This window comes from Shewanella sp. 0m-6 (assembly GCF_052977325.1).
Window position 1 is genome coordinate 193,303 of sequence record NZ_JBRIMD010000005.1, and the last position, 23,857, is coordinate 217,159.

The following is a 23,857-nucleotide window of genomic DNA, read 5'->3' on the forward strand; positions in this document are numbered from 1 at the left end:
GGCGAGTATACCCAAAAAATTTAACTGAGAAATGTATAAATTCATATGAATATTGTTTCAAGCGCAAAGCGACAAATTATTCTCGATACCGAAACCACAGGTATGAACCAATCGAGCGGTCCAATTTACTTGGGTCATAGGATCATTGAAATCGGTTGTGTTGAAGTCATCAATCGCCGCTTAACTGGGCGTCATTATCACGAGTACATCAATCCGCAACAGCCGATTGACCCAGAAGCGATTGCGGTTCACGGTATAACGAATGAGTTTGTGGCTGATAAACCTAAGTTTCATGAGGTAGCACAAAGCTTTATTGAGTTTATCGACGGCGCTGAAATTGTTGCACATAACGCGAGCTTCGACGTTAGCTTTATGGATCACGAGTTTTCAATGTTACAGCCGCGTGGCCCTAAAACAGCTGATATTTGTCAAATCCTCGATTCGCTCGCAATCGCTAAACATTTACATCCAGGGCAAAAGAATAACTTGGATGCCTTGTGTAAGCGCTATGGTATCGATAACTCGGCCCGTGATCTTCACGGCGCATTACTCGATGCTGAGATTTTGGCTGACGTTTACCTGTTAATGACAGGTGGCCAAACCAAGTTTAACCTTTCAAGTGAAAAAGCAGGGCAAGAGGGCGGGGGGATCCAACGCTTAAGTGCAGATAGAGCAAAACTTAAAGTGATCGCCGCATCGGCCGATGAACTGATAAGACACGAAGAGCGACTAGACTTAGTTGCGAAATCAGGACAATGCCTCTGGCGCGGATAAACGTCATTTTATGAACTTCTCTATGATTAGAAGCGTTAAATATGTAGCGGTTTTCTTAATTTGTTATTTTTCAGTTAGCATTGCAGCTTTGGCGAATGTCGTGCTTTCTTCGCATGCTTCGGAGTTAAAGAATCGTTTTAGAATCGATCATATGGTTGAGTCGGTAACCTTGCTCATTCATAGAGAGTACGGCAGTGCCCCCGTTATCATTGTGCGTCCAGATGGCAGCAAATGGTATGTGAACCGCCATCCTGAGGATAAAGTCGCCTGGATGGAAGGCTTAACGGGTGACATGATCACCATTAACCAGCCTATGCCTGGACCGTGGCAATTGATTGGCCAAGTGGTAGAAGGTTCAGTGATTGATAAGGTGTCAAAGCTTTCAATTGATGTCGATCCCATTCCACAGCCACTGTTTCAAGGTGAACGGGTTAAATTAACGGCAAGATTACTCGGCGATGAACAAAAAGTGCGCTTGCCGGGTCTTGACTTTATGATGAGCTGGACTGCTCGATTTGTAAGTGACAACCATTCTGCCGATGAAAATTATGCGGCAGGAACGCTTATCGTTGGCACGTATAGAGATAACGGAGAAGCACTGGATGAGCGACCTGATGACGGGACCTTTACCAGTGATTTAGATCTAGAGCAGCCATGGGGTGGCTACACACTGCAAGTGCGGGCTAACAATGCTGTGCTTGAAAGGCAATATACCGAGCCGTTTAGATTATCCCCGCGCCCAGTCGAAGTTGAGTTATTGACACCTGACGATCCCAAATCGGGAGTCTGGACTTTAGCTATTAAGTTAAACGATCAAGTACTTAAACTTGAGCAAACGCATCTTGAGGCGGAAATAAAGGGCCCAGCAGGCAAGATGATCCCGCTAACGATTACCGACTTTAAGGAAGCTAATAGCCACTTTGTGCTGCCTAAGGTCATGGATTTTGGTAGTTATCATTTAAAGCTCAATGCGGTGAGTACCACAGTTAACGGAAGAGAGATCTATCTAAGCTTACCCGAGCTGTTTTTTAATCTGATCCAGCCACCTGAGCCTCCTCCTACTAAAGAAGAACTTGCTGCAAGAGCCGATGCGATCGCTAAGTTGCAGGAGCAACAGGCAAAAGAGGATGCTATCGTATTAATCGTATCCATCAATATTGCATTGATCGTATTAGGTATACTGGTTTTATTGTTCATTCGTAAGCGCAGTAACCTCAAAAAAGCATTAGCAGCAACGCAGGCGCGTTTAGAAACAGAGGTGCGTAAAGAGAAGATGTTGCTAGAGCTGGATCAAATCGATTTAACCATGCCAGAAGATAGTGTTGAGCCTAAGAGCGATAGAAGGTAGTTTTTATCAACAAATTGTTGAAGATAAAGTCTAATTGTTCGTTTTTCGACTTGTTGATTAAGTTCTTATAAAAAACTTATTGACGGGCTACCTCACTCTACGTATTATTCAACGCACTTGATGTGGAGCGGTAGTTCAGTTGGTTAGAATACCGGCCTGTCACGCCGGGGGTCGCGGGTTCGAGTCCCGTCCGCTCCGCCAATCAAGTGCTAAATTTTAGTTATTTGTTAGTGACATAACGAGTAACATTAGAAGTCAACATGATTGAATTCTAGTAAAGTTTAGGAGCGGTAGTTCAGTTGGTTAGAATACCGGCCTGTCACGCCGGGGGTCGCGGGTTCGAGTCCCGTCCGCTCCGCCAACATAAAGATAAAAGCCTCTGCATTTCTTTTTATTGAAGATTGCAGGGGCTTTTTTCGTTTCAACGCTGCTACTTTATAAGGCATTGTTTAGCCCAGGTTTTGGATTCAGCTGTTCCTGAGTTATACCAATTGCCGACATAAGCTTAAGCTTCTCGCTTATTTGTGGGCGCGATGAGTAAGTAAAATACCCAAGCAAACTAAGAAATAAGAACCATTGCTAATATCCTAGCCGCTTTTTCGGCGCCTTGGGTTCTAGGTGATCTTAATATTAAGGTGATCGGGATTATCCATACTAAAAAAATCACCAAAAATGCTGTGATGAAAAGACTCATTGATAGCAACTCCATTTGGTATTGCCCCCAAGGTGCCGAGCAAACTCCGATAATGTATCATTCAGTTGCGACTTTATAGGTAAAAAGTGCGATATGCAGATTGACTGCTATTTAAGCTCTCATCTTTGTTAGTATCGTTAACAGGGACGATAAGTAATGGCTTGCAAAACAAACGACCACTAATGAGCTTATCAATCAAAGTAGCAAATGTTACTTTACTCCGTGGCTGAATCTACTGTAAGTTATTATAATTAAATATATTTATTCTATTAAAGCCATTGTGCTTTATCCCCGCAAGACTGACAGATGTACAGCCCCTTTTAAACGCGATGTCGTTGCTAACCTAGCCATAGCTGTATTCTTATCCACCTAAATCATTTTACGGAAATTTTGATTTACTTTTCTTGGTGTTATCGTATTTTACTCAGGTTTAGCTATAGTTTTTACACTCAATGGCTTCTTTTAACAAATACATATTTCGCTAGAAATGAGCAGATAAGGAAATAGGCTATGCTAGAGCAGATCACTGGGATGCTTGCTTTGCTAGGTGTTTTATCGTTGTTTTGTCAGTGGATAGGGTGGAAGCTAAGACTGCCCGCTATTCTCCCGCTACTCTTATGTGGTCTTTTACTAGGGCCGGGCCTTGGTTTCTTAAATCCTGACGCGATATTTGGTGATCTGTTATTTCCAATTATTTCACTCGGCGTCGCGGTGATCTTATTTGAAGGGGCGTTAACGCTAAACTTTAAAGAGATAAAAGAGCATGGTGCCATGGTCACCCGATTGGTGACCTTAGGCACCGTCATTACATGGGCCTGTATTACGCTTGGTACCTTTTACTTACTTGATTTTGATTGGTCGATGGCTTTGCTGTTTGGTGCGCTGGTGGTGGTAACAGGCCCAACGGTTATCGTGCCTATGCTCAGAAGTGTAAGACCTAAAACAGAGCTTGCCAGCATATTACGTTGGGAGGGGATTGTTATCGACCCTATTGGTGCTTTACTTGCTGTTTTAGTGTTTGAATATATCGCCGTTGCGGCAGATCCCACGACTCATGTTTTGCATGCACTAAGTGCCATGTTAATTGTAGGATTAGGCTTTGGTGTATTGAGTGGCTATCTAGTGGGCCTTGTGCTGCGTAATAATTTGTTGCCCCATTATCTGCGAAATACCGCAGTGCTAACCTTAATGCTAGCCGTATTTGTAGGCTCTAACATATTGGAAGAAGAATCGGGCCTATTGTCTGTAACTGTTATGGGTATTTGGTTAGCGAATATGAAAGGGGTCGACATTGCCGATATTTTAGAGTTTAAGGAAACGCTGACTGTATTACTCATTTCTGCGCTGTTTATTCTGCTTGCAGCGCGACTTAACGCCGACGCGCTGTTGAGTCTCGGTTGGGAAGGGCTTGCGTTATTGGCCGTGGTAATGCTGGTTGCTCGTCCATTAAGTATTTGGTGCTGTGGTGTTGGTACATCGCTTTCAAGTGGTGACAAGTGGTTTTTAAGCTGGGTAGCACCGCGCGGCATTGTGGCGGCGGCGGTATCATCTCTGTTTGCCATCAAGCTTGAATCCATTGGGATCCAAGGCGCAGAGCTTATTGTACCGCTTGTTTTTTTAATCATTATTGGCACTGTTGTTATTCAGAGTTTAACCGCCGGGAAATGGGCAAAGATGCTAGGTGTTACCGCGGACTCTTCACAAGGGTTACTCATTTTTGGTGCGTCTAAGTTGCCGAGAGCGCTTGCTAAAACGTTACAATCAAAAGGCGTGACAGTGCTACTAGCCGATAATAACTGGGATAATATTCGTCTCGCTCGCATGGACAATATTCCGGTATATTTTGGTAACCCTGCATCTGAACATGCTGAAAACCATATGAATATGGACGGTATTGGTCGCGTCTTGGTGATGTCACCTTATCGTCAACTTAACCCCTTAGTGAGTTTTTACTTCCAAGATGTATTTGGCAGTGAAAAGGTCTACGGGCTAAATCATGGTGAAACATCGAGTGCTCGCCATCAGTTGTCTGAATCCTACTTAAAACGCTTATGTTTATTTGGTGAAGGGGTCTCATATTCTAAGCTTGCGAGTTTAATGGCGAAAGGGGCTAGTATTAAAAGCACCAGCCTGACTGAAAGCTTTAACTACGCCATGTTTATGGCGCAATATGGACAAGCTGCAATTCCGCTTATTTATTTGCAAGATGGAAAAGTAAGGGTAATTAGTGCTGCATTAGATACTGAGCTGCTAACAGGGGTTGAGCTTATTAGCTTAATCCCTGTGGATGCGATTAAGCTTGAGATGAGCAGTGAGCAACCGGATAAAGTCGGTACCAGCTAGAGAATCTGTTTTTTAATCATCTTATATTTGTTTCCACTTCAGCTTGTTCGAGGTGGAAACAGATAGACTTTATCAACTCTTTTCAATCAGAAGTGGTGTGTTTAATTATTGAGGTGCAGAGGTGATGTTATAGATGATTACAGTGCCCGTTGTTACCTTGGCTATTGGCGGCAGAGTCACTAACTCTACTCAATCCACTTTGTTGGTTTTATCTTGCAAAACAGGCATCACCAATCTTAAGGCGTTAGTCTTATCGTTGAGCCATTAATGTATAGAGTGAAGCTGGTAGGGGCGTACTTACTACTATTTCAGTCACTCATCGCTAAAGAACTCAATCTACATGAGCTATATCGCCGCTAACGTATAAAAAGTCAGCGATTTTATTTGTGCTATGTAACATATTTATAAGATTGTTAGCTGAGAATGAAAATATTTTTAAACATCAGATTTACAACACACTTTTCAATATTATCAACGAGTAAGGTATGGAAATATCCTTACCTGAAACACAGGTAAATTCATCATTAAAGGTGAGTTATGTCATTTGCCTATTTACGACAGTCATTAGCAACCCAAAGTCTTGATCTCGTCATGCAACATACGATTAAGCAATCCCTTAGTTTGGCTGACGCCAAAGCGTTCCCATTAGGTCATTCATCTGTAAGCTTTACCGAAGAGCAAAAAATTGAAACGCTCTATATCCATATCCCGTTTTGCCATACTTTGTGCCGTTTTTGCTCGTTTCATAAAGTTAAATACAACCGAGAAAAGGCTAAGCTATATTTTGAAGCCCTGCGTAAAGAGATAAAGCGAGTGATTGGGGCGGGTTTACGTTTTAATCGAGTTTATATCGGTGGCGGTACCACAACGATTTTAGAAGATGAACTTGTTAAAACAATAGAATTGATTAAAAGCTTAACTACGGTGCGTGAAGTCTCTTGTGAGACCGATCCTAGTTACTTTAAAACCGGCAATCCAGAATTGCTCGATGGCTTAGTTGATAGGATGAGTATTGGCTTACAAAGCTTTGATGATCAAATATTGAAAGCCAGTGGCCGTTTTGAAAAGTTTGGCTCAGGTGATGAGCAGGCCATCGATATTAAAAGAGGGATTGAACTATTCCCTACGGTCAATGTAGATCTAATGTATGGTTTTAAAGGGCAAACACCCGATAGTGTAGTGGCCGATATTAAACGCATGATCCAGCTTGAACCTGACCAAATCACTACTTACCCGCTCACTTTAGGAATAGGCAAGAGCCGAAAAAAATCTAAATGTCTGGCGGGTAAGCCTGAAGATTTATGGCCACAATTTTTGGCCGCAAAACAAGCAATGTCAGAACGCTATATGATGGAGTTTCCTTGGACATACAGTCGTAATTTTGGTCAAAAAGTCGATAATAAATATGTGCTAGATGGGGAGAATTGTTTTGGGGTCGGCTCGGGAGCATTCGGCCGTTTTGGGTCGCAGTTTCAAGTATCGAGCTTTAATATTGATCGCTATATCCAACTCATTAATCAAGGGTATGTTGGCACAAGTCACCATAAAGTGCTGAGCGATAAATCAATAAACCAACATCATTTGATGATAATGATGGGCAAAGGGCATTTAGATAATGCTTTATTTAAAGCGCATACGGGCAAAAGCCTGTGGCAAGCCTTTCCTATTGAGTTAACCTATTTGTTAGCCGCTGGGGCCCTTATTAAGCAAGGAGATAGTTATAAAACCACAGAAGCAGGCCAATTTATTGCTTTAAAGATGTTCAGTGGTTTCCTAGCAGGTATGGATTATTTACGTGAGCAAGCTATCGAATTAGCAGCACATTAAACGTATATCGCTACTTAAGACAATGAGAGATTAAATTGTAAGATACAGCCCCTATTTGTTCGCTATGCTATGTGGAAGTGAAGAGTATCAGTAGAAGGATTTAAGGGCTGATCCTGTTTCTGTGGCAAGGTTAATATGGAAAGGTTTTTGCTGATTGTTTTTTTGATGTTTTCTGCTGTTCGCAGCCGTATCTACACAGAATAATTGGTACTTACATTTGGGCTTTAATTGTTCAGCTTATAAGTTGGGAATGCCCCAAAGCTCGTTAGCCTTCGAATGAAAACTGATTACATTATTTGTCTGAGCTGTGGCTACAGGGCTGCTAATTTGAAATTGTCGCTTTAGAGTTATCAAGCGCCTCCAGCGGGGTATGTGCAGACACTGCTGCGAGACGCTGTAAATATGTCCCTATACGCTCTGCGGTTTCATCCCTGAAACCGAAGCCCGCAGCCGTATCTACACCGGATAATTGGAGCACTCATTTAAGCCATAGTGGTTTGGTGTCTAACACGGAAATGCCCCAAAGTTAGTTAACCTTTGAATGAAGGGTCATTACATTTTTTGGGGTAGCGCTATCTGATAGCGAATTATGAGTTGCACCTTCATTGTTCTTAATCGCCTGCCGCGGGCGTATGTGCAGATACTGCCGTGACACGCTATAAATACATCCTTGTAAGCTCGGCCATGACGTCCATATCATGGACGGTCACGGCCGCATCAACACTGAGTTAGACAAGCATAATTCTGGTGATTCGGAGTTATGGCTATAAGGCTAGTTTATTATCTGGCGCTAATTCGCTCCGACCCCTTTATGTATGCAAAAACCGCTGTAATCCTGTACAGGTATAATGACCTTGATGAATCAGACAGATTTATCGATGCTAAAAAGTGAAATAATTGCATCGATAAATTTTTAACATCTGAAATAGCAATTGCTTATCATACAGTTAGATTTCCGCTTTAATCTTACAAGAGACCCGATAAATGTTCTGCATTACTTTGCCGGGATAGTACATTCAACTTTTGTTAATGTCAGCAATATTAACTCCTTTACATCAATGAGTTACGTTGCTAGTTTTGACGTAAATTAATAAAGAGCAGGGATTTATCCGAGACGCAGGATAATAAGCTGTTATAACTCTCTATCTCGGATGAAGAAATGAACATCGAAGTAACAACCTCACCTAATAAACAAGATCTTGAAACTATAAGTAAAGGTATTCAGTCCTATAACCAAAAGTACATTTCAGACGATGTGGTTTTCGAACCTGACACTAAATTTGCTGCATTCGCTAAAGATGAAAATGGAAAAGTCGTAGGAGGTATAAGAGCAGTAGCATTCTGGAATTATTGTACCCTCGAGTTATTATGGTTATCTGACGAAACTAGAGGGCAAGGCATTGGTAGTAAATTAATGGATGCAGCCGAAAACTTTGCCAAAGAAAAAGGCTTTGGTTTTATGCGTACAGAAACTCTTAGCTTTCAAGCAAAACCATTTTATGAGAAGCGTGGATACAAAGTTTTTGGTGAATTGCCTGATTACCCCAAAGGTCATGTAACATACTGTTTAGTAAAAGAGTTATAACAAGCTGTGCAAGTGGGACAAAATACCGTTGGCTTTGTTCGCTTCGCTCATGATTTTAGCCAACTATATTTAGCCCCTTAACAGGGCGTTAGGGCTCCAAAGCTATGAATATCGTGCCCGTTACTGAAAGCAATTGGGATTCGTTAAAAAATATTAGACTAGAGTCACTTCTTGATTCTCCCGATGCATTTGGGCTTACCTATCAGGAAGCAAAAAAGATTTCCGACGAAAAATGGAAGTCAATCGCTTCGGAAGTAAATGGGTTAAAATTTTTACTTGCTCGCTGTAATGGAGAAGATGTCGGATTAGTCGGTGGTGTTCACACTGAAGGACAATACGAGCTAGTTTCCATGTGGGTAAAGCCCGAAAAAAGAAATGGCGGTATTGGCGTAAGCTTAGTCAAGGAGTTGCTCGGCCATGCTAAATCACAAGGTTTTGCTTCTGTGGTTTTGAATGTATCTTTAAGAAATGGAGCAGCATATAGTCTGTATTCAAAGCTCGGATTCAGAGCATTAAAAGAAGCGGATGGTAGTTTAGGGGGAGAGCTAAAGAAAATGGTTTGGCACTCTGCCTCCGAGCTCTAACGAGGCCATTCGAGATGTGTGAGGTCAGGGTAAACTTTATCTGATTACCATACATTTACTAATCCCCCCACCACATTTAGAGCCTTTGATCCAACGCGTTTTTGTCCAAAAACGAGCTAGAGCTTTAGCCGTAACTCTAAACATTAAAGATTATGCTGTTCCAACTCGGTGTAGATACAGCTGAGACCGTCGAAAACATGGATGTTTTCGTTGAGCTCACATGGACGTGCTTGCAGCGAGTCTCAGAAGTGTCTGCACATGCGCTGGCCGCAGGCCATTGGAACCACTTTTGTTGGATGCCACTCTTAACCAAAATATATCGAGTCTTTTGGGGCTTTGTAATCAAACGAAGTTTGATATCGCTGTAAGGGCTAGTCGAGCTGCAAGCTCCAACTGACTTTTGTCCAAAAATGAGCTAACTTGCGTTGAACATGTAGGTAAGTATGATTTTTCCAAAAGCACTAATTTTACCCTAAGCGCTTCGCTTTCACGGAGGTCACGGAGAAGATCGTAGCGCAAAAGATCAAAATGTTTGATGACGAGCCTTTTTGTTCTAGCTGTTGCTTTTCTTCGTGTAGCGTAGCGCTCCGTGTCCTTCGTGGTGAATAGCTTTTGTCCAAAACCGTTTCAGTAATAGTGAGAATTAACTGTGATCATCAACATCTGAGTGGGCTAATTCGCAGAGATGAATAGTCAGATGTCGGTGTGGCTGTGGGCTTCGGTTTCAGGGGGAGGTATCTAAAAGAGATACTCTTCGAACGAGAGGAATATATGCCGAACTGGCCGTTTAACAGGGAGGTTATTGGAAACTGCTGAGCGGCCAGAGAGGGCTTTGTAGCGTCGCACAGAGGTAGTGACATGTGAGCTACTACAAGCCGTTACCTTTCTTCGTGGCCTCAGTATTCACCGTGGTGAGCTGCATCTGTTAAAAAGCAAGTGAGTCAGCTCGATGCTATAGCAAGCAATAGAGCTCTGTTGCTGAGGTAGAGTCCGAGTTTTCTTGAGGCGACTTTAGCTATGACACGCCGAGAACTGCATGAGTAGCAGTTTAACTTCTCTTCTGTAGGTTAAAAAACCAACGAACAGGTTGGTTCATTTGTAAAACCTAAATAAGTTTGTTCGAAATCACATTTATCCCTAACTCTCTTCCCTATACTGCGCGGCCTTTACTAGGTTCTGCCAGTTTTTCATTCACTCTTTGTGGTTAAACTCCCTATCTTATGTTGCCGGTGTTGCTGAGATTGATATTTTCAGCTGCAATCTGTGATTTAGATATGAAAACAGAACCCTTAAAAGGTCATATAAGAACCGTCTAAGGAGTTGTCCATAATGGACTCTGTAATTAACAAAACTGAAAATACCTCGGCACAAGTCAAGGTTAAATCAAGCTGGAACAAGAGCGATACTCTATGGGTATTGGGGCTATATGGTACAGCTGTGGGGGCGGGCACCCTTTTCCTGCCAATTAATGCGGCCCAAGGTGGCTTGATCCCTCTCATTATCATGGCGCTACTGGCACTGCCAATGACCTTCTTCGCTCATCGCGGACTGACTCGTTTTGTGTTATCGGGTTCAAATCCAGAAGCTGGGATCACCGAGGTGGTAGAGGAGCATTTTGGAGTCGGTATGGGTAAGGTCATCACCTTACTTTATTTCTTTGCCATCTACCCGATTTTGCTCGTCTACAGTGTTGCACTTACCAATACTGTTGAAAGCTTTATGCAACATCAGCTAGGCATGACTCCGCCTAACCGCGCAACCCTGGCCTTAATCTTGATTATTGGCTTGATCGCCGTAGTTCGTTTAGGTGAACAGTTAATTATCAAAGCGATGAGTATACTGGTTTTCCCATTCGTTGCCGTGCTATTGTTGCTTTCTGTTTACCTAATCCCTTACTGGAATACGTCAATATTTAGCAATGTGATGCCTGCTGAAGGTGGGATCAGCACCATCTTAATGGCATTGTGGTTAATACTACCTGTGATGGTATTTTCATTTAACCACTCTCCGGTTATTTCCTCCTTCGCAGTCGATCGTAGAAAGTTTCACGGTGATAATGCTGAGAAACAGTGTTCACGGATCTTAGCTTTTAGCCATATTCTTATGGTTGTAACAGTGATGTTTTTCGTATTTAGTTGTGTGTTTAGCCTATCGCCTGCCAATTTAGCTGAGGCGAAAGCGCAAAATGTGTCGATATTAACTTATCTGGCAAACCATTTTGATACACCCATTATTGCCTATGTCGCACCAATTGTTGCTATCATCGCTATCACTAAGTCATTTTTTGGCCACTATATTGGGGCGAGTGAAGGCTTTAATGGTTTAATTATCAAGGCTGCACGCGGTAAGGGAAAAGAGGTCAACCCTGTTATTCTGAACCGTGTTACTGCTGGTTTTATGCTACTGACCACTTGGGCCGTCGCAACTATCAACCCCAATATTTTGGGAATGATTGAAAGTCTAGGTGGACCAATCATCGCGCTGCTGCTGTTTATCATGCCGATGTACGCCATCATGAAAGTACCAGCGATGAAGCAATACTCAGGTACCATCAGTAATGTTTTTGTAGTGATTATCGGACTAGTTTCAATCTCGGCAATCTTCTATTCATTGGTACAGTAAAATAAAAAGAGGACAGGAGCCATGGGCTTTTGTTCTCTTTAGCCTCTGAGATGGACCTTCCTTACAGATTGCAAGATCAGCATTGATCTTTAAACTATTAATCGTCGCCATCCTGTTTGGCTATGCTTTGATTAACGGTAGTTTGTTGTGATTTTTTACTCGGCGATGAAACTAAAGCACTGGCTATCTGCCAGTGTTTTTCTATGTCGACACTCATGTCTTTGTCTCTGTGATTAATGAGTCAAACGCTGCTATAACAGCCAATCAAATAGAACCCTTGTCGTTGTCGTATTGTCTAACCTGTAGTCTGGGTTCAGCTTGCGTTCATTTCCACACAGGCCTACTAACGCCATCAGCGAAGAATCACTGAAACTTACTCACTTGTTGTGAAGTGCTAAACTTCAAAAAGTGTAATTAGGCAAAGGTTGGGGAACTGGAGAAATTTATGCATCGCACCTCTAATATAATATTACTCGTAGTAATAACGGTATTAACAACACCAGTCTTGGCTGACGCATCTCAGCCGGACGTTCTATTACAACAGGACGTTCTATTAAAAGAACAGCAAATTGATACAGGGCTGAAAAATTTTGGCTATCAGACTGGTTTAGCCCTTGGCTGTGTGACAGAAGAGCAACGTGCGCAGTTAGAAACCGAGGCCATGAATATCAATAGTGAAATCAGTCGCACCTTGGGGGGTGACAGAGCGTTTCTCTATGCTGCTAGCTTTGGATACGGTAGCAATATTGAACTCAATGTGCAGGAGTGCAAAGAAGCGTTGGCAAACTTTGAAAAACGTGCCGGCGTATTTTACCAAGACACGAGAGGCGAGAAATGAAACAAGGCCTAACACTTGCCATGATGGTATCGACGGTATTGATGATGTCCAGTCTTGTAAGCTTTGATGCCAATGCTGGTCGGTATGAAGTTCGTAAAGAGATCCGTGAGGGGAGCCGCGAAGTTAACCGCGAAAAACGCGAAGCTGCCCGTGAAGTGTTACGTTGCAAGACTCGAAAATGCGCCAAACGTGAAATTCGTGAGGGTTACCGTGAGGGTTACCGTGAGGTCGCCAGAGAAAAACGCGAAGCACGCCGTGAAATTCGTCATGCATTGAGTGATAACCGCCATGACAGATGGAAACATAAAAATGATAATTTTCTGACGGGAGTATTGGTTGGTGGAGCCATTATTGGTGCAGCAACCGCTATTGCTAACGATAACGACTAAGCCTGTGTCGTAGTCTCACTAGCTTGAAGATCCATAGCTTTTTCGGTGGGTCTGTTCACCTTATGAAAAAAGAGCTTATTCGCCCACACTCCTTTTCACAGTTAGAGTGAGGTTAATGACTCCCTTTTTTGTCAAAGGCATATTTAGACCTCTTACTAAGCTTATAGTATTACTGAAGTAAGAGGTTATTATGCAGCGCTTTTATATGCAGCGAGTATATAAGCACCGCATATAAAAGCGCTGACAGCAGTTTAAACAATACTGTCAGTGGTTGCTGGCAGACTAAAGCAATTAAAGCTAAAGCATTCCAACTAAAGCATTCCAACTAAAGCATTCAAACAACCATCTTTATTAATACATCAGCTTTTTATATAGGTGCTCCGTGGTATCCGCCCTAGTTATTGATAGCGCCGAGAAGGGACTGCGGCATTAAAAAGTGTTTCATCTTTTTGTTCCAGACGAGTATCAGTACACTTTCTTTCATACGCTGTCATTGATGAAGCCATTTTAGTGCATAACAAAGGTGTCGAGCCCATCGCTGCATAAGCGTACTCAGATATTGATGGTTAAGAGATGGCAACTGCTGCTAATGAACTTGGCTAAGCTTCTTTAGAAAATTGAAAGTTTAAGCCAGAACATAAACCATCATGATGTCGAAAAGTCACCATAAGCAACTACACTAGTTAACTTAACTGTCCAATATAATGCGCTTTACTCGTTTGGATAGGGTTAATTAAACGATGGAGAATAATTATGGCTGACAACAAATGCCCTGTAATGCATGGCGGCGCCACTGAAATGAGTATGTCGAATATGGAGTGGTGGCCTAAGGCGCTAAACCTCGATATTTTGCATCAACACGATAGGAAAACTAACCCGATGGGAGAAGGGTTTAACTACCGTGAACAGGTGAAACAATTAGATGTAGATGCACTTAAGAAAGATCTGCATGCGTTAATGACAGATAGCCAAGATTGGTGGCCTGCAGACTGGGGGCACTATGGTGGCCTTATGATCCGTTTGTCTTGGCATGCCGCAGGGACTTACCGTACGGCAGATGGCCGAGGCGGTGCGGGTAGGGGGAATCAACGTTTTGCTCCACTTAATTCCTGGCCAGATAATGTCAATTTAGATAAGGCTCGCCGTCTACTTTGGCCCATTAAAAAGAAATATGGCAACAAGCTGAGCTGGGCTGATTTGATTGCTTATGCGGGCACCATAGCTTATGAATCAATGGGCCTTAAAACCTTTGGTTTTGGCTTTGGTCGTGAGGATATCTGGCATCCTGAAAAGGATATTTACTGGGGGGCAGAAAAAGAATGGTTAGCCCCCAGCGGCAGCGAAGGCAGTCGATACTCTGGCGAGCGCGATCTGGAAAACCCACTAGCTTCAGTGATGATGGGACTTATTTACGTTAATCCTGAAGGGGTTGATGGTAAGCCTGATCCACTTAAAACGGCCAAAGATGTGCGCGTCACCTTTGAGAGAATGGCGATGAATGATGAAGAAACCGTTGCACTAACCGCTGGCGGACATACCGTAGGTAAATGTCACGGTAATGGTGATGCAGAGTTATTAGGCCCTGTCCCAGAAGGTGCTGATGTAGAAGATCAGGGCTTGGGTTGGATAAATAAAACCGAACGGGGCATTGGCCGTGATACGGTATCAAGTGGCCTTGAAGGTGCATGGACAACGCATCCAACTCAGTGGGACAACGGTTATTTTACGTTACTACTCAACCATGAGTGGCAGCTAAATAAAAGCCCCGCAGGTGCTTGGCAGTGGGAACCTATTAATATCAAAGAAGAAGATAAGCCTGTCGATGTTGAAGATCTGACCAGGCGCTACAATCCTATTATGACCGATGCCGATATGGCGATGAAGTTAGATCCCGATTACCAGAAGATTTCAGCACGTTTTTACAAGGATCCTGAACACTTTTCTGCAGTATTTGCTAGGGCATGGTTCAAGCTGACTCACCGTGATATGGGGCCGAAAACAAGGTATATAGGCCCTGATGTACCAGATGCTGAACTGCTTTGGCAAGATCCTGTGCCTAGTGGACGCAGTGATTACGATGTCGCGTCGATTAAGGCGCAAATAATGGCGTGTGGTCTAAGTATTAGCGAGATGGTCACAACTGCATGGGACAGTGCAAGAACCTTCCGTGGCTCTGATCTTCGCGGCGGTGCTAATGGGGCACGGATCCGTTTGGCACCACAAAGAGACTGGCAAGGCAACGAGCCTGAAAAGCTTAACCGGGTGTTAGCCGTGCTCGAACCCATTGCTGTAAGAAATGGCGTGAGTGTGGCAGATGTCATTGTGCTTGCTGGTAACCTTGGTGTCGAGCAGGCCGCTAAGGCAGCAGGGTTTGCTACAACGGTTCTATTTTCGCCAGGCCGTGGAGATGCTGTGGCGGAAATGACCGATATTGAATCTTTTCATGTTTTAGAACCTCTCCATGATGGTTATCGTAATTGGTTAAAGAGCGATTATGTTGTCAGCGCTGAGGAGTTGATGCTTGATCAAACGCAGTTGCTTGGACTCTCAGCACTAGAGATGACGTTACTCGTCGGTGGTATGCGCGTATTAGGTACAAACTATGCCGGCATGAGCCATGGAGTATTAACCGAACATCCGGGAGTTCTGACAAACGACTTTTTTGTTAACCTGACAGACATGAATAACGCATGGAAGCCCGCAGGTAATAATTTGTATGAAATCAGTGATCGCAAAACGGGGAAGGTTAAGTGGACCGCAACACGAGTTGATCTTGTGTTTGGCTCCAACGCCATTCTTCGCGCCTATGCAGAAGTTTACGCTCAGGATGATAATAAACAAAAGTTCGTGCAGGACTTTGTTGCAGTGTGGGCTAAAGTCATGAACTCAGACCGTTTCGATTTAAGCTAATTGGTTATTTGATACTGTATTGATTGTCATTTATGAGGGCGATTTATCAATAATAAGCCAATAAAAAGAGGCCTAAGTTATCAGCTTAGGCCTCTTTTTCGTAGTGCTTATTACTAAAGTTTATCAGTCAAACCTACATGAGAAGCTTACAAGAAAAGCTTACGCAGCTTGTACCTGTTTAGTGTACTCAAGTGTGCGCGCTTTTAACTCTTCTGGGTCAAAATCATCGACATTGATTGACTTCATACGGCCGATTTCAGCTCGCTCAAGCAAGGCAATCTCATCTTCACTTAGTACCCCAAGCGCCTTACCTTCAGCTGCGATTTTATCAAGCCACATGAAGGGCAGGCGCTTACCTGCCGCTTTACAGACTTTGTCGTAGATAGGCTCAGATGCCAAGATATCTTTAAAGGTTTGTTCTTGAATACCCACAGCGTTATGTTCGCTAGGCGTCCAGAACTGGCCTTTGCCTAAACGGTCACGACTTGCACAAGGTGTTTGCATGATTTTTGCTACCTTATGGTCAAGTATGTCACTTGGGCGCTTAAGTGGACGACCAAATGGGAAGATCACAGCTCGCAGCGCAACACCTAGACCCATAGGGAAGTTATCTAATAGGTCATCAAGCGATGATTGTAACTTGTATAGTGAATCTTCTACAGCCCATTGCACTAGTGGCAGATCTTCAGTCAAACGACCTTCATCTTCATAGCGCTTAAGGGTTGCTGAAGCAAGATAAAGCTGGCTAAGTAGGTCGCCAAGACGGGCTGAGATCCGCTCTTTACGCTTAAGGTTACCGCCAAGAGTGGCCATCGCAAGGTCCGATAGTAGTGCTAAGTTAGCGCTAAAGCGGTTCATCTGCTGATAGTAACGTTTAGTCTTATCTGAATATGGCGCGTTAGAGAAGCGGCTCGACGTTAGACCCATCCAGAAACTACGGACTAGGTTGCTGGTGGTAAATCCAATGTGACCAAATATAGCCGTGTCAAAATCGCGTAGGCCCCTGCTTGCGTCGGTATCAAATGCTGATTCCATCTCGGCTAATACATACGGATGACAACGAATAGCGCCTTGACCATAGATGATCATCGAACGGGTAAGAATGTTGGCACCTTCTACGGTAATCGCAATGGGTGCAGCCTGATATCCGCGGCCTAAGTAGTTATTTGGGCCTAAGCACACACCTTTACCACCATGAATGTCCATCGCATCAATAACGCATCGCTGCATTCTGTCTGTTAGGTGATATTTTACAATGGCTGAGATAACTGACGGCTTTTCGCCAAGATCAATACCCGTCGTTGTCAGTGAGGTCACCGCATCCATTAGATAAGCATTGCCGCCAATGCGCGCCATTGGCTCTTCGATCCCTTCAAGCTTACCGATAGGTAACTTAAACTGACGACGAATACGGGCGTAAGCGCCTGTTGCGAGTGCTGCGGTTTTAATGCCTCCGGCAGAGTTAGACGGCAAGGTAATACCACGGCCAACCGATAGACACTCAACTAACATTCTCCAGCCTTGGCCAGCCATTTCAACGCCGCCAATGATAAAGCTGAGCGGTACAAACACTTCATTGCCACGAGTAGGACCATTTTGGAACATACAGTTTAGTGGGAAGTGACGACGTCCAGTTTCAACACCTTCAATATCGGTAGGGATTAGAGCACAGGTGATGCCGAGTTCTTCTTGAGTACCAAGTAGTTGATCTGGATCGCGCAGTTTAAATGCAAGCCCCAGTACGGTTGCAACAGGAGCAAGGGTAATATAGCGTTTGTTCCAGGTTAGCTTCATACCTAATATTTCTTCGCCTTCCCATTCACCTTTACAGACAATACCGTAATCAGGAATTGCGCCAGCATCACTACCAGCTTCTGGGCTTGTTAGTGCAAAACAAGGTACTTCCAAGCCTTTAGCAAGGCGAGGTAAGTAATGGTCTTGCTGAGCGGTAGTACCATAATGCTGTAGTAATTCACCAGGACCGAGTGAGTTAGGTACACCAACGGTTGAAGCCAGCTCACTGCTTAGACCTGCAAGTTTTTGCAGAACACGTGATTGAGCGTAAGCCGAATACTCTAAACCGCCGTACTTCTTTTTGATAATCATGGCAAAGAAACCATGATCTTTAAGGTATTGCCAGATCTCTTCAGGAAGATCACCAAGTTCATGAGACACTTGATGCTGGTTTAGCATGCGACATACTTCTTCAACTGGACCATCTAAGAAAGCTTGCTCTTCTGCGCTTAAGCTCGCTTTTGGGTAATTGTGTAGCTTGCGCCAGTCAGGCTTGCCAGCGAATAGGTCGGCTTCCCACCAGGTGGTTCCCGCTTCGATGGCTTCTTTTTCTGTGGAAGACATCTCCGGCATGATGCCGCGGTACATTTTTAGAAGTGGGCGAGTAATAACGTTTTGTCTAAATGAGCTGATATTAAGAGGTAGAGCAATGACAAGAAATACTACCCACAGTAATGGGCTTACACTTGCGGCTCCGGTACCAATTGCTAATACAATCGCGGTGCCTAAGGTGGCAGTTAGTAAAGAGACTCTGAGATAAGCAAATGCGCCTATCGTCACAATCATCGCCAAGATCCAAAGTAGGGTCGTCACTGTAATTCTCCTTTTATGTGTGACCTATAGTGGTGCTAAAGGCACTTATTTTAGGTTCTTCCTCACAATTATAGTGCGTGGTCAGACCTGTGTCTCACAAAATCTAAACCTTAGTTAATTTTAATACAAGATTTTTTTAAACAAATGTTTAAATTTTTGTATCGGGATAAACATTTCACAATGGCTATCAAGTGAGTAAAATGGTGTAATTAGAGAAGATAGTAATAGATAAACGGGATAGAGATTAATGTGCGAGTTACTGGCCATGAGTGCCAATGTTCCGACCGATATTGTATTTAGTTTTACAGGGCTTGCCCAACGAGGGGGTGTAACTGGACCACATGTCGATGGTTGGGGGATCACGTTTTACGAAGGTAAAGGTAACCGCACCTTTAAAGATGCGCGCCCGAGTAGCGAGTCTCATGTTGCACAGCTTATAAAATCGTACCCGATAAAAAGCGAAGTGGTTGTAAGTCATATCCGTCAAGCTAATCGAGGTTGTGTTTCACTTGAAAATACCCACCCGTTTACGCGTGAGCTTTGGGGCCAGTATTGGACATACGCCCATAATGGTCAGCTAAGTGGTTATGAGCAAAAATTTGTCTCAAAGCGTTTTACCGCGGTAGGGGATACCGATAGTGAAATGGCTTTTTGTTGGATCATGGACAAAGTGGTTGAGGCATTTGGTGATACAGCTCCTGCTGATAGGCTAGCGGTTTATGATTATATTTCGACACTCGCCGATGAAATTCGCACATTAGGTGTGTTCAATATGATCTTAAGTGACGGTGAACACCTTATGAGTTATTGCAGCAATAACCTTTGCTATATCACTCGACGCGCGCCTTTTGGCAAAGCTAAGTTGATTGATACCGATGTGGTGATTGACTTTGATAAAGAGACCACACCTAACGATGTTGTCACGGTGATAGCCACAAGGCCTTTAACTAATAACGAACAGTGGAACGTATTAACTCCCGGTGAATGGAAGTTATTTAAAAAAGGTGAGTTAGTCAGCTCGTCCAGTTAATAACGGCTTACTGAAATAAAAAAGCTCGCTACGTTTGGTGTGGCTAGCTTTTAGAACTTGATACGCTGTAGCTGCGAAATTAGCCTTTTTCATTGCTAGGAACATCATGTAATTGAGCCTGTTCTGATGTTGATTCATCAATTGGCTTTACGGGGGCAAAATGATAATTAAGCAGTTTGATGTCGAGTTGTTTACTGCCTTTCTCAAAATGGGTTAAGCGGATAGGAAGGTAGCTAAGTTCTGGCGCCATCCAAAAGAAAGTCTGGCGTTTTTTGCTCTTGCGTACCACTTCAAACTTAATGGTTTGGTAGCTGCCACTGTCGATATTTACCCGTTCTTTGCCTACAATTTTAAAAGCGTAATCATCGACCTCGCCCTCTTTTACCATGGTGTAATGCAGTTCATCTTTATGGGCTTCCATGTCGAGTCTAAACTGTAACTGAACCATCAGCGGATCAAATAACTGGCTGTCATAAGGAAATTGGGTTCGCTCATCTTTGTATCGGCTATGGATAACATTTTGGCCTTTTGCAAAAGCGGCTTGCTCTCTAAAACTTGGTCCGGTGCCGGTGCGCTCAACTGAATAACGCATAGGCATCAGCTGATTATTACCCTCTAAAGTAAATTCACTGCGTATATGACGTTGGTCAGATAGCATGAGCAAGCCCACATCACTATCAAAACGGTATTGAAATAGGTTGCCGTCGGGCGCATCGAGGATATAGCGGGCGCGGCCTAGTTCAATACTGCCGTAATTGACTTGATACTCTGCAGTATGTGGTGTTAATGCTGTTGTATTGGCAAGACAAATATGACTGACAAACAGCAAGCTAGTAGCGAATAGAGCTGGTAACGTTTTTAACAAAGACAACTCCTTACAATCGAGGATGATTTGGCACTGGCCTAATTTTAATACAATATATTAATGACACTAGCATCTAAAATGGTAATGAAAGCACTAATGTTGCGATATCAGGTTGCCACTCATATTCAGACAACTTAACTTTGCCACGGTTCACTATAATGTCTTCGCTGCGCAGTCGCTGCATCTGTTCAATGAATGGCGAGCTATGTTCAGCAAATGATATTTTTCCTTGGCTATTAATCACTCTGTGCCATGGCAGGTTTAATTCATCGGGTGCTAACTTAAGCGCTTTTGAAACGTAACGAGCTCGCCCAGGTAAGCCTGCTAAGTCGGCGACTTTTCCGTAAGAACAGACTTTCCCTTCAGGGATCATAGACACAATATGCCAAATTTGCGTCATTGCTGAAGGCTTACTGCTTTTTTGAATCAAATCGAGTTCCTTTTATTACCGTAAGATTTAACCTTGAGAAGGTCAATAATCTTGCTCTATATGGCTCATATTTACGCTTATTAGTGTTACCAATGTTAATGGTTTGGTGGTGCTATAGTTCAGGGTTAATGGGTTGTAATATAAAGTAAAAGCTCTTGCCGATACTTGGCGCTAAAGTAATAATAGCGCTTTTTTGACGGTAGATATAATGTCAGTAAAGAGGTTAAGTCATTTTCTGGGGGCTTTGTTATTACTCTCAGTTGCATCAGTCCCAGTTTTCGCAGGCGATTTTAGACATATTGCAGATCCATTAAATTTGAATGATTCGCTCTATGTTGGTTTTGATGGCGATGTGTTTAAGCTTGGTGGTAGCTTTGCAACAAGCCACCAAAAGTTTTCAGCCAATACCAATATTGGCGGCGATAAATGGCACTTAGGTTACCTTTACTCTACGCAGCAGGTAAATTTTAGAGCCTCTGTTGTTCATGGTAAAACTGATACACCCCAAGGTAAAGCCAGCCATTATCAGTACCAAATGGGACTTATGACCGAGCATCAGGGCTGGTTTTCAACCCAGGTATTTACAGAATTGGCGGTGAATCATTTAGCCGTTAAGTCATATAAAGACAGCACTGCTGCCAATGCCAATATGACTGTGTTAAAGGCGATGACTGAACATTGGTATAGTGAGTTTTACCTGCAGGGTAATGCCGGTGTTGACGGCGTTGAGCGCTATGAGGCGAGAAGTTGGCTAGCACTTGGTTATCAGATTAACCCACAATGGTCTTGGCTTGTGCGTTATCAGTATGATTGGGAAAAGCTTGATCGCTTTGAAAGCGAAGACACTCAGTGGGTGTTTGCGGTGCGCTCTCAATTTTAAATAGTGCGGTTGGTTCGCTATGAGTTTTAACGTAGCATTAAGAAGCCCATGTTGATCTGATTAGACCGACATGGGCTTTTGGTTTTAAGCGCCGTTGAATAAGATTTATTGCTGGTTAACGCCTATTGAAAATTTGAGTTATCAATAGGCTTATCCTTGGGTATATTCGCAATAAGTGACAACCACTTACTTAAGGGTTAATGATTTAAGTCGCTTGAGCTACTGGCACTGCAGTATCATCTGCAGCTTCTGGTGTGGTACCAAACTTATGGAACAGTACTAAACCAAGTGCCGTTACCAAACCAAGTGCCCCTATGATGTACCACATCAGACCTGGGCGACCAGCGCCTTTGGCAACTTCTGAGTATAGGTAGCCAGATAGCGGGCCCGCCAGTAAGAATCCAATCGCTGAAGAGACAAAGTAGTAACCCATAAACATGGCTTTTTTGTCATTTGGCGCAAAGCTTGCCACATACTCTTGGCTTTTCGGTGATGCAACCATTTCGCCAATTGAGAATACCAAGATAGAGGTCAGCACCATTGCCCCGCCCATGATTGCGCCATGCGCCAGTCCGCCAATGGCAGTGCCTAAGGCGAGAATAATCGTGCCACCAACCAAAACGGGTAATGCTTGGAAACGTTCTACGAAACGACTGATCATCAACTGCATTATTACAATCGACAAAAAGTTAAGTCCAATAAGGTACTCAGGGTTAACTTGGCGATATTCACTTGCCCATGTTTGAGCATATTGCGCCGCAAGCGCAGGGTTTTGTGATATAGCATTTACCGCTTGGCTTATCTCAGCTGTTGGCACCATGACTTTTGTATGAACAAGTTCAAAGTAAGCTTGCTTAACGTTAACTGTCCCTGCAGCCACCTCATGGCTTAAGCGGGTTAATTCCGATTGCAGTAAACTCGTATCAACAGGGGCGAAAAACTGTAATAAGTCAGGGTAACCTGCGAGCATCATCACTAAATCAGATGTATCGACAAAGTCTCGAATGTAGATAGGTAAGGTAATAAATATCTGCTGATAGACCATCCACATACCGGATAGGATGAGTAGATAGATCACAAAGGGTTTGTTACCTAGACTGATTTTCTGCGCGTACCACGGAGCTTTGGGTTTTGTTGATGCTAGCTTGTCCCAGATGATATGGCCAGTGAACCAGGCTGCATAAATGATTAGGGTTGTCTCCCCCGTGATCCACTTGGCGCCATAGGACATTAAGATGATTAACGTACCAAAGAATAAAATGGCAAAGCGGGCGTTGCCAAGAACTTCTTGGATGTCTTGGAATACGGCTTTAAGAGGTTTACCTTTCTGCTGGCTTTGATCCGTAGGTTCTTTATAGAAAAAGAAAGCTGGAATAAAGTTAATTGCAATCCAAAATGATGACATGATAAACACCCAATCCCAGCTAATCGCTCTAACATAGCCGGCAATGAAGGGACCTAAGAACCCACCGATATTGACCATCATGTAGAAGATCCCGAAGCCTAATCCCCTGTTTGTATCATCTGTTGTTCGGGCTACGGTGCCAGTGACCACAGGTTTAAAGCAGGCAGCTCCTACTGCGACCCCCATAAAGGCCACAAAGAATCCCATAAAGGTATCAACTTGGCCAAGTAGGTAGTAGCTGGGGCACATGATAGCGTAAGCCACTAAGAACATTTTCCGATAACCATATCGGTCGGCAAGTGCTCCAGTTAGTACAGGGAATAAATAAAGGAAAAACGGGATCATACCTTGTAATAAGCCACGTTCTTGATCTGAAAATCCTAAGCCACCCTGATTTTGCGGTGAGGTCATATAAAGGGAGGATAGGGCGAAAAAGCCATACCAAGCAAGGCGTTCAAAGATCTCCATCGTATTGGCAACGAAGAATGTAGGGGGCAGTGCAGTGCGTCCTGCTTGTGTCATATTATTTTCCGTATATTTTATACATTTTGTTTTATGCTATCACATGTTGCGTAAATGTGGAGCTAATTGTTTAAATTAGCGGCTGGTGTATGTAGTGATTTGGGAGGCAATAGAGAAGATATACTGAAAGGGCTATTGAACTTAAATAGACTTAAATCGCCGCGGTAGTTGCCTTTGCGATTGTTTCGGTCATAATAGCGCGAA

17 protein-coding genes and 2 tRNA genes are annotated in these 23,857 nt (G+C 43.4%); 14 read left to right on the top strand and 5 right to left on the bottom strand.

Features of this window, described 5'->3' with window-relative positions:
• The first annotated feature begins 45 nt into the window (after positions 1 to 45).
• The 6 genes from dnaQ to ACVBJC_RS05980 all read left to right on the top strand — a co-directional run bounded on the left by dnaQ (position 46) and on the right by ACVBJC_RS05980 (position 6,986).
• The gene (gene dnaQ / locus ACVBJC_RS05955) at positions 46 to 774 is read left to right on the top strand and encodes a DNA polymerase III subunit epsilon (RefSeq protein ID WP_447159871.1); all 729 of its coding nucleotides are present in this window, start codon (positions 46 to 48) and stop codon (positions 772 to 774) included.
• Between the two features lie 10 nt (positions 775 to 784).
• Positions 785 to 2,122: a TIGR03503 family protein gene (locus tag ACVBJC_RS05960; RefSeq protein ID WP_447159870.1), complete on the top strand. Its 1,338-nt coding sequence runs from the start codon at positions 785 to 787 to the stop codon at positions 2,120 to 2,122.
• Between the two features lie 124 nt (positions 2,123 to 2,246).
• Positions 2,247 to 2,323, top strand: a tRNA-Asp gene (locus ACVBJC_RS05965).
• An 83-nt stretch (positions 2,324 to 2,406) separates the two neighbouring features.
• Positions 2,407 to 2,483, top strand: a tRNA-Asp gene (locus ACVBJC_RS05970).
• Between the two features lie 843 nt (positions 2,484 to 3,326).
• A complete protein-coding gene (locus ACVBJC_RS05975; RefSeq protein WP_447159869.1) occupies positions 3,327 to 5,159 on the top strand; it encodes a cation:proton antiporter in 1,833 nt (610 codons plus the stop codon).
• Positions 5,160 to 5,696: 537 nt separating this feature from the next.
• Complete coding sequence (locus ACVBJC_RS05980; RefSeq protein ID WP_447159868.1) at positions 5,697 to 6,986, top strand: coproporphyrinogen III oxidase family protein; 1,290 nt, start codon at positions 5,697 to 5,699, stop codon at positions 6,984 to 6,986.
• Positions 6,987 to 7,308: 322 nt separating this feature from the next.
• On the opposite strand, the gene ACVBJC_RS05985 is transcribed toward ACVBJC_RS05980, so the two are convergent.
• Complete coding sequence (locus ACVBJC_RS05985) at positions 7,309 to 7,464, bottom strand: hypothetical protein (protein ID WP_447159867.1); 156 nt, start codon at positions 7,462 to 7,464, stop codon at positions 7,309 to 7,311.
• Positions 7,465 to 8,145: 681 nt separating this feature from the next.
• Here ACVBJC_RS05985 and ACVBJC_RS05990 point away from each other — a divergent pair.
• The 6 genes from ACVBJC_RS05990 to katG all read left to right on the top strand — a co-directional run bounded on the left by ACVBJC_RS05990 (position 8,146) and on the right by katG (position 15,914).
• A complete protein-coding gene (locus ACVBJC_RS05990) occupies positions 8,146 to 8,571 on the top strand; it encodes a GNAT family N-acetyltransferase (protein ID WP_447159866.1) in 426 nt (141 codons plus the stop codon).
• 104 nt (positions 8,572 to 8,675) lie between these two features.
• Positions 8,676 to 9,155, top strand: coding sequence for a GNAT family N-acetyltransferase (locus tag ACVBJC_RS05995; protein ID WP_447159865.1), 480 nt, complete (start codon positions 8,676 to 8,678; stop codon positions 9,153 to 9,155).
• A gap of 1,329 nt (positions 9,156 to 10,484) precedes the next feature.
• Positions 10,485 to 11,777, top strand: a complete 1,293-nt coding sequence (locus ACVBJC_RS06000; RefSeq protein WP_447159864.1) for a serine/threonine transporter — start codon at positions 10,485 to 10,487, stop codon at positions 11,775 to 11,777.
• A gap of 445 nt (positions 11,778 to 12,222) precedes the next feature.
• Positions 12,223 to 12,615, top strand: a complete 393-nt coding sequence (locus ACVBJC_RS06005) for a hypothetical protein (protein ID WP_447159863.1) — start codon at positions 12,223 to 12,225, stop codon at positions 12,613 to 12,615.
• Positions 12,612 to 13,004: a hypothetical protein gene (locus tag ACVBJC_RS06010; protein ID WP_447159862.1), complete on the top strand. Its 393-nt coding sequence runs from the start codon at positions 12,612 to 12,614 to the stop codon at positions 13,002 to 13,004. The genes ACVBJC_RS06005 and ACVBJC_RS06010 overlap by 4 nt, the downstream gene beginning before the upstream one ends.
• Before the next feature lie 753 nt (positions 13,005 to 13,757).
• A complete protein-coding gene (katG, locus tag ACVBJC_RS06015; protein ID WP_447159861.1) occupies positions 13,758 to 15,914 on the top strand; it encodes a catalase/peroxidase HPI in 2,157 nt (718 codons plus the stop codon).
• A gap of 159 nt (positions 15,915 to 16,073) precedes the next feature.
• Here katG and fadE read toward each other — a convergent pair whose 3' ends face one another.
• Positions 16,074 to 18,521 carry an acyl-CoA dehydrogenase FadE gene (gene fadE, locus ACVBJC_RS06020; RefSeq protein ID WP_447159860.1) on the bottom strand — a complete coding sequence of 816 codons (2,448 nt, stop codon included), beginning with the start codon at positions 18,519 to 18,521 and terminating at the stop codon, positions 16,074 to 16,076.
• A 247-nt stretch (positions 18,522 to 18,768) separates the two neighbouring features.
• Between fadE and ACVBJC_RS06025 the strand changes: the two genes are divergently transcribed.
• Positions 18,769 to 19,551 (top strand): class II glutamine amidotransferase, encoded by a 783-nt coding sequence (locus ACVBJC_RS06025; RefSeq protein WP_447159859.1) that lies wholly within the window; start codon positions 18,769 to 18,771, stop codon positions 19,549 to 19,551.
• A gap of 79 nt (positions 19,552 to 19,630) precedes the next feature.
• Here ACVBJC_RS06025 and ACVBJC_RS06030 read toward each other — a convergent pair whose 3' ends face one another.
• Positions 19,631 to 20,416, bottom strand: coding sequence for a DUF3108 domain-containing protein (locus ACVBJC_RS06030; RefSeq protein WP_447159858.1), 786 nt, complete (start codon positions 20,414 to 20,416; stop codon positions 19,631 to 19,633).
• A 73-nt stretch (positions 20,417 to 20,489) separates the two neighbouring features.
• On the bottom strand, positions 20,490 to 20,816 hold the full coding sequence (locus ACVBJC_RS06035; RefSeq protein WP_447160012.1) for an MGMT family protein: 327 nt from the start codon (positions 20,814 to 20,816) through the stop codon (positions 20,490 to 20,492).
• A 238-nt stretch (positions 20,817 to 21,054) separates the two neighbouring features.
• On the opposite strand from ACVBJC_RS06035, the gene ACVBJC_RS06040 reads away from it, so the two are divergent.
• Positions 21,055 to 21,726 (top strand): hypothetical protein, encoded by a 672-nt coding sequence (locus tag ACVBJC_RS06040; RefSeq protein WP_447159857.1) that lies wholly within the window; start codon positions 21,055 to 21,057, stop codon positions 21,724 to 21,726.
• 205 nt (positions 21,727 to 21,931) lie between these two features.
• Here ACVBJC_RS06040 and ACVBJC_RS06045 read toward each other — a convergent pair whose 3' ends face one another.
• Entirely contained in the window at positions 21,932 to 23,653 is a 1,722-nt protein-coding gene (locus ACVBJC_RS06045) for an MFS transporter (protein WP_447159856.1), read from the bottom strand.
• Between the last annotated feature and the right edge of the window lie 204 nt (positions 23,654 to 23,857).

Coding starts and splice junctions, on each gene's coding strand:
- ACVBJC_RS06000 (WP_447159864.1), top strand. CDS start 10,485: ATGGACTCTGTAATTAACAAAACTGAAAATACCTCGGCACAAGTCAAG.
- katG (WP_447159861.1), top strand. CDS start 13,758: ATGGCTGACAACAAATGCCCTGTAATGCATGGCGGCGCCACTGAAATG.
- ACVBJC_RS05990 (WP_447159866.1), top strand. CDS start 8,146: ATGAACATCGAAGTAACAACCTCACCTAATAAACAAGATCTTGAAACT.
- ACVBJC_RS06040 (WP_447159857.1), top strand. CDS start 21,055: ATGTCAGTAAAGAGGTTAAGTCATTTTCTGGGGGCTTTGTTATTACTC.
- ACVBJC_RS06010 (WP_447159862.1), top strand. CDS start 12,612: ATGAAACAAGGCCTAACACTTGCCATGATGGTATCGACGGTATTGATG.
- ACVBJC_RS05995 (WP_447159865.1), top strand. CDS start 8,676: ATGAATATCGTGCCCGTTACTGAAAGCAATTGGGATTCGTTAAAAAAT.
- ACVBJC_RS06025 (WP_447159859.1), top strand. CDS start 18,769: ATGTGCGAGTTACTGGCCATGAGTGCCAATGTTCCGACCGATATTGTA.
- ACVBJC_RS05980 (WP_447159868.1), top strand. CDS start 5,697: ATGTCATTTGCCTATTTACGACAGTCATTAGCAACCCAAAGTCTTGAT.
- ACVBJC_RS06045 (WP_447159856.1), bottom strand. CDS start 23,653: ATGACACAAGCAGGACGCACTGCACTGCCCCCTACATTCTTCGTTGCC.
- ACVBJC_RS05975 (WP_447159869.1), top strand. CDS start 3,327: ATGCTAGAGCAGATCACTGGGATGCTTGCTTTGCTAGGTGTTTTATCG.
- ACVBJC_RS06005 (WP_447159863.1), top strand. CDS start 12,223: ATGCATCGCACCTCTAATATAATATTACTCGTAGTAATAACGGTATTA.
- dnaQ (WP_447159871.1), top strand. CDS start 46: ATGAATATTGTTTCAAGCGCAAAGCGACAAATTATTCTCGATACCGAA.
- ACVBJC_RS06035 (WP_447160012.1), bottom strand. CDS start 20,816: ATGACGCAAATTTGGCATATTGTGTCTATGATCCCTGAAGGGAAAGTC.
- ACVBJC_RS05960 (WP_447159870.1), top strand. CDS start 785: ATGAACTTCTCTATGATTAGAAGCGTTAAATATGTAGCGGTTTTCTTA.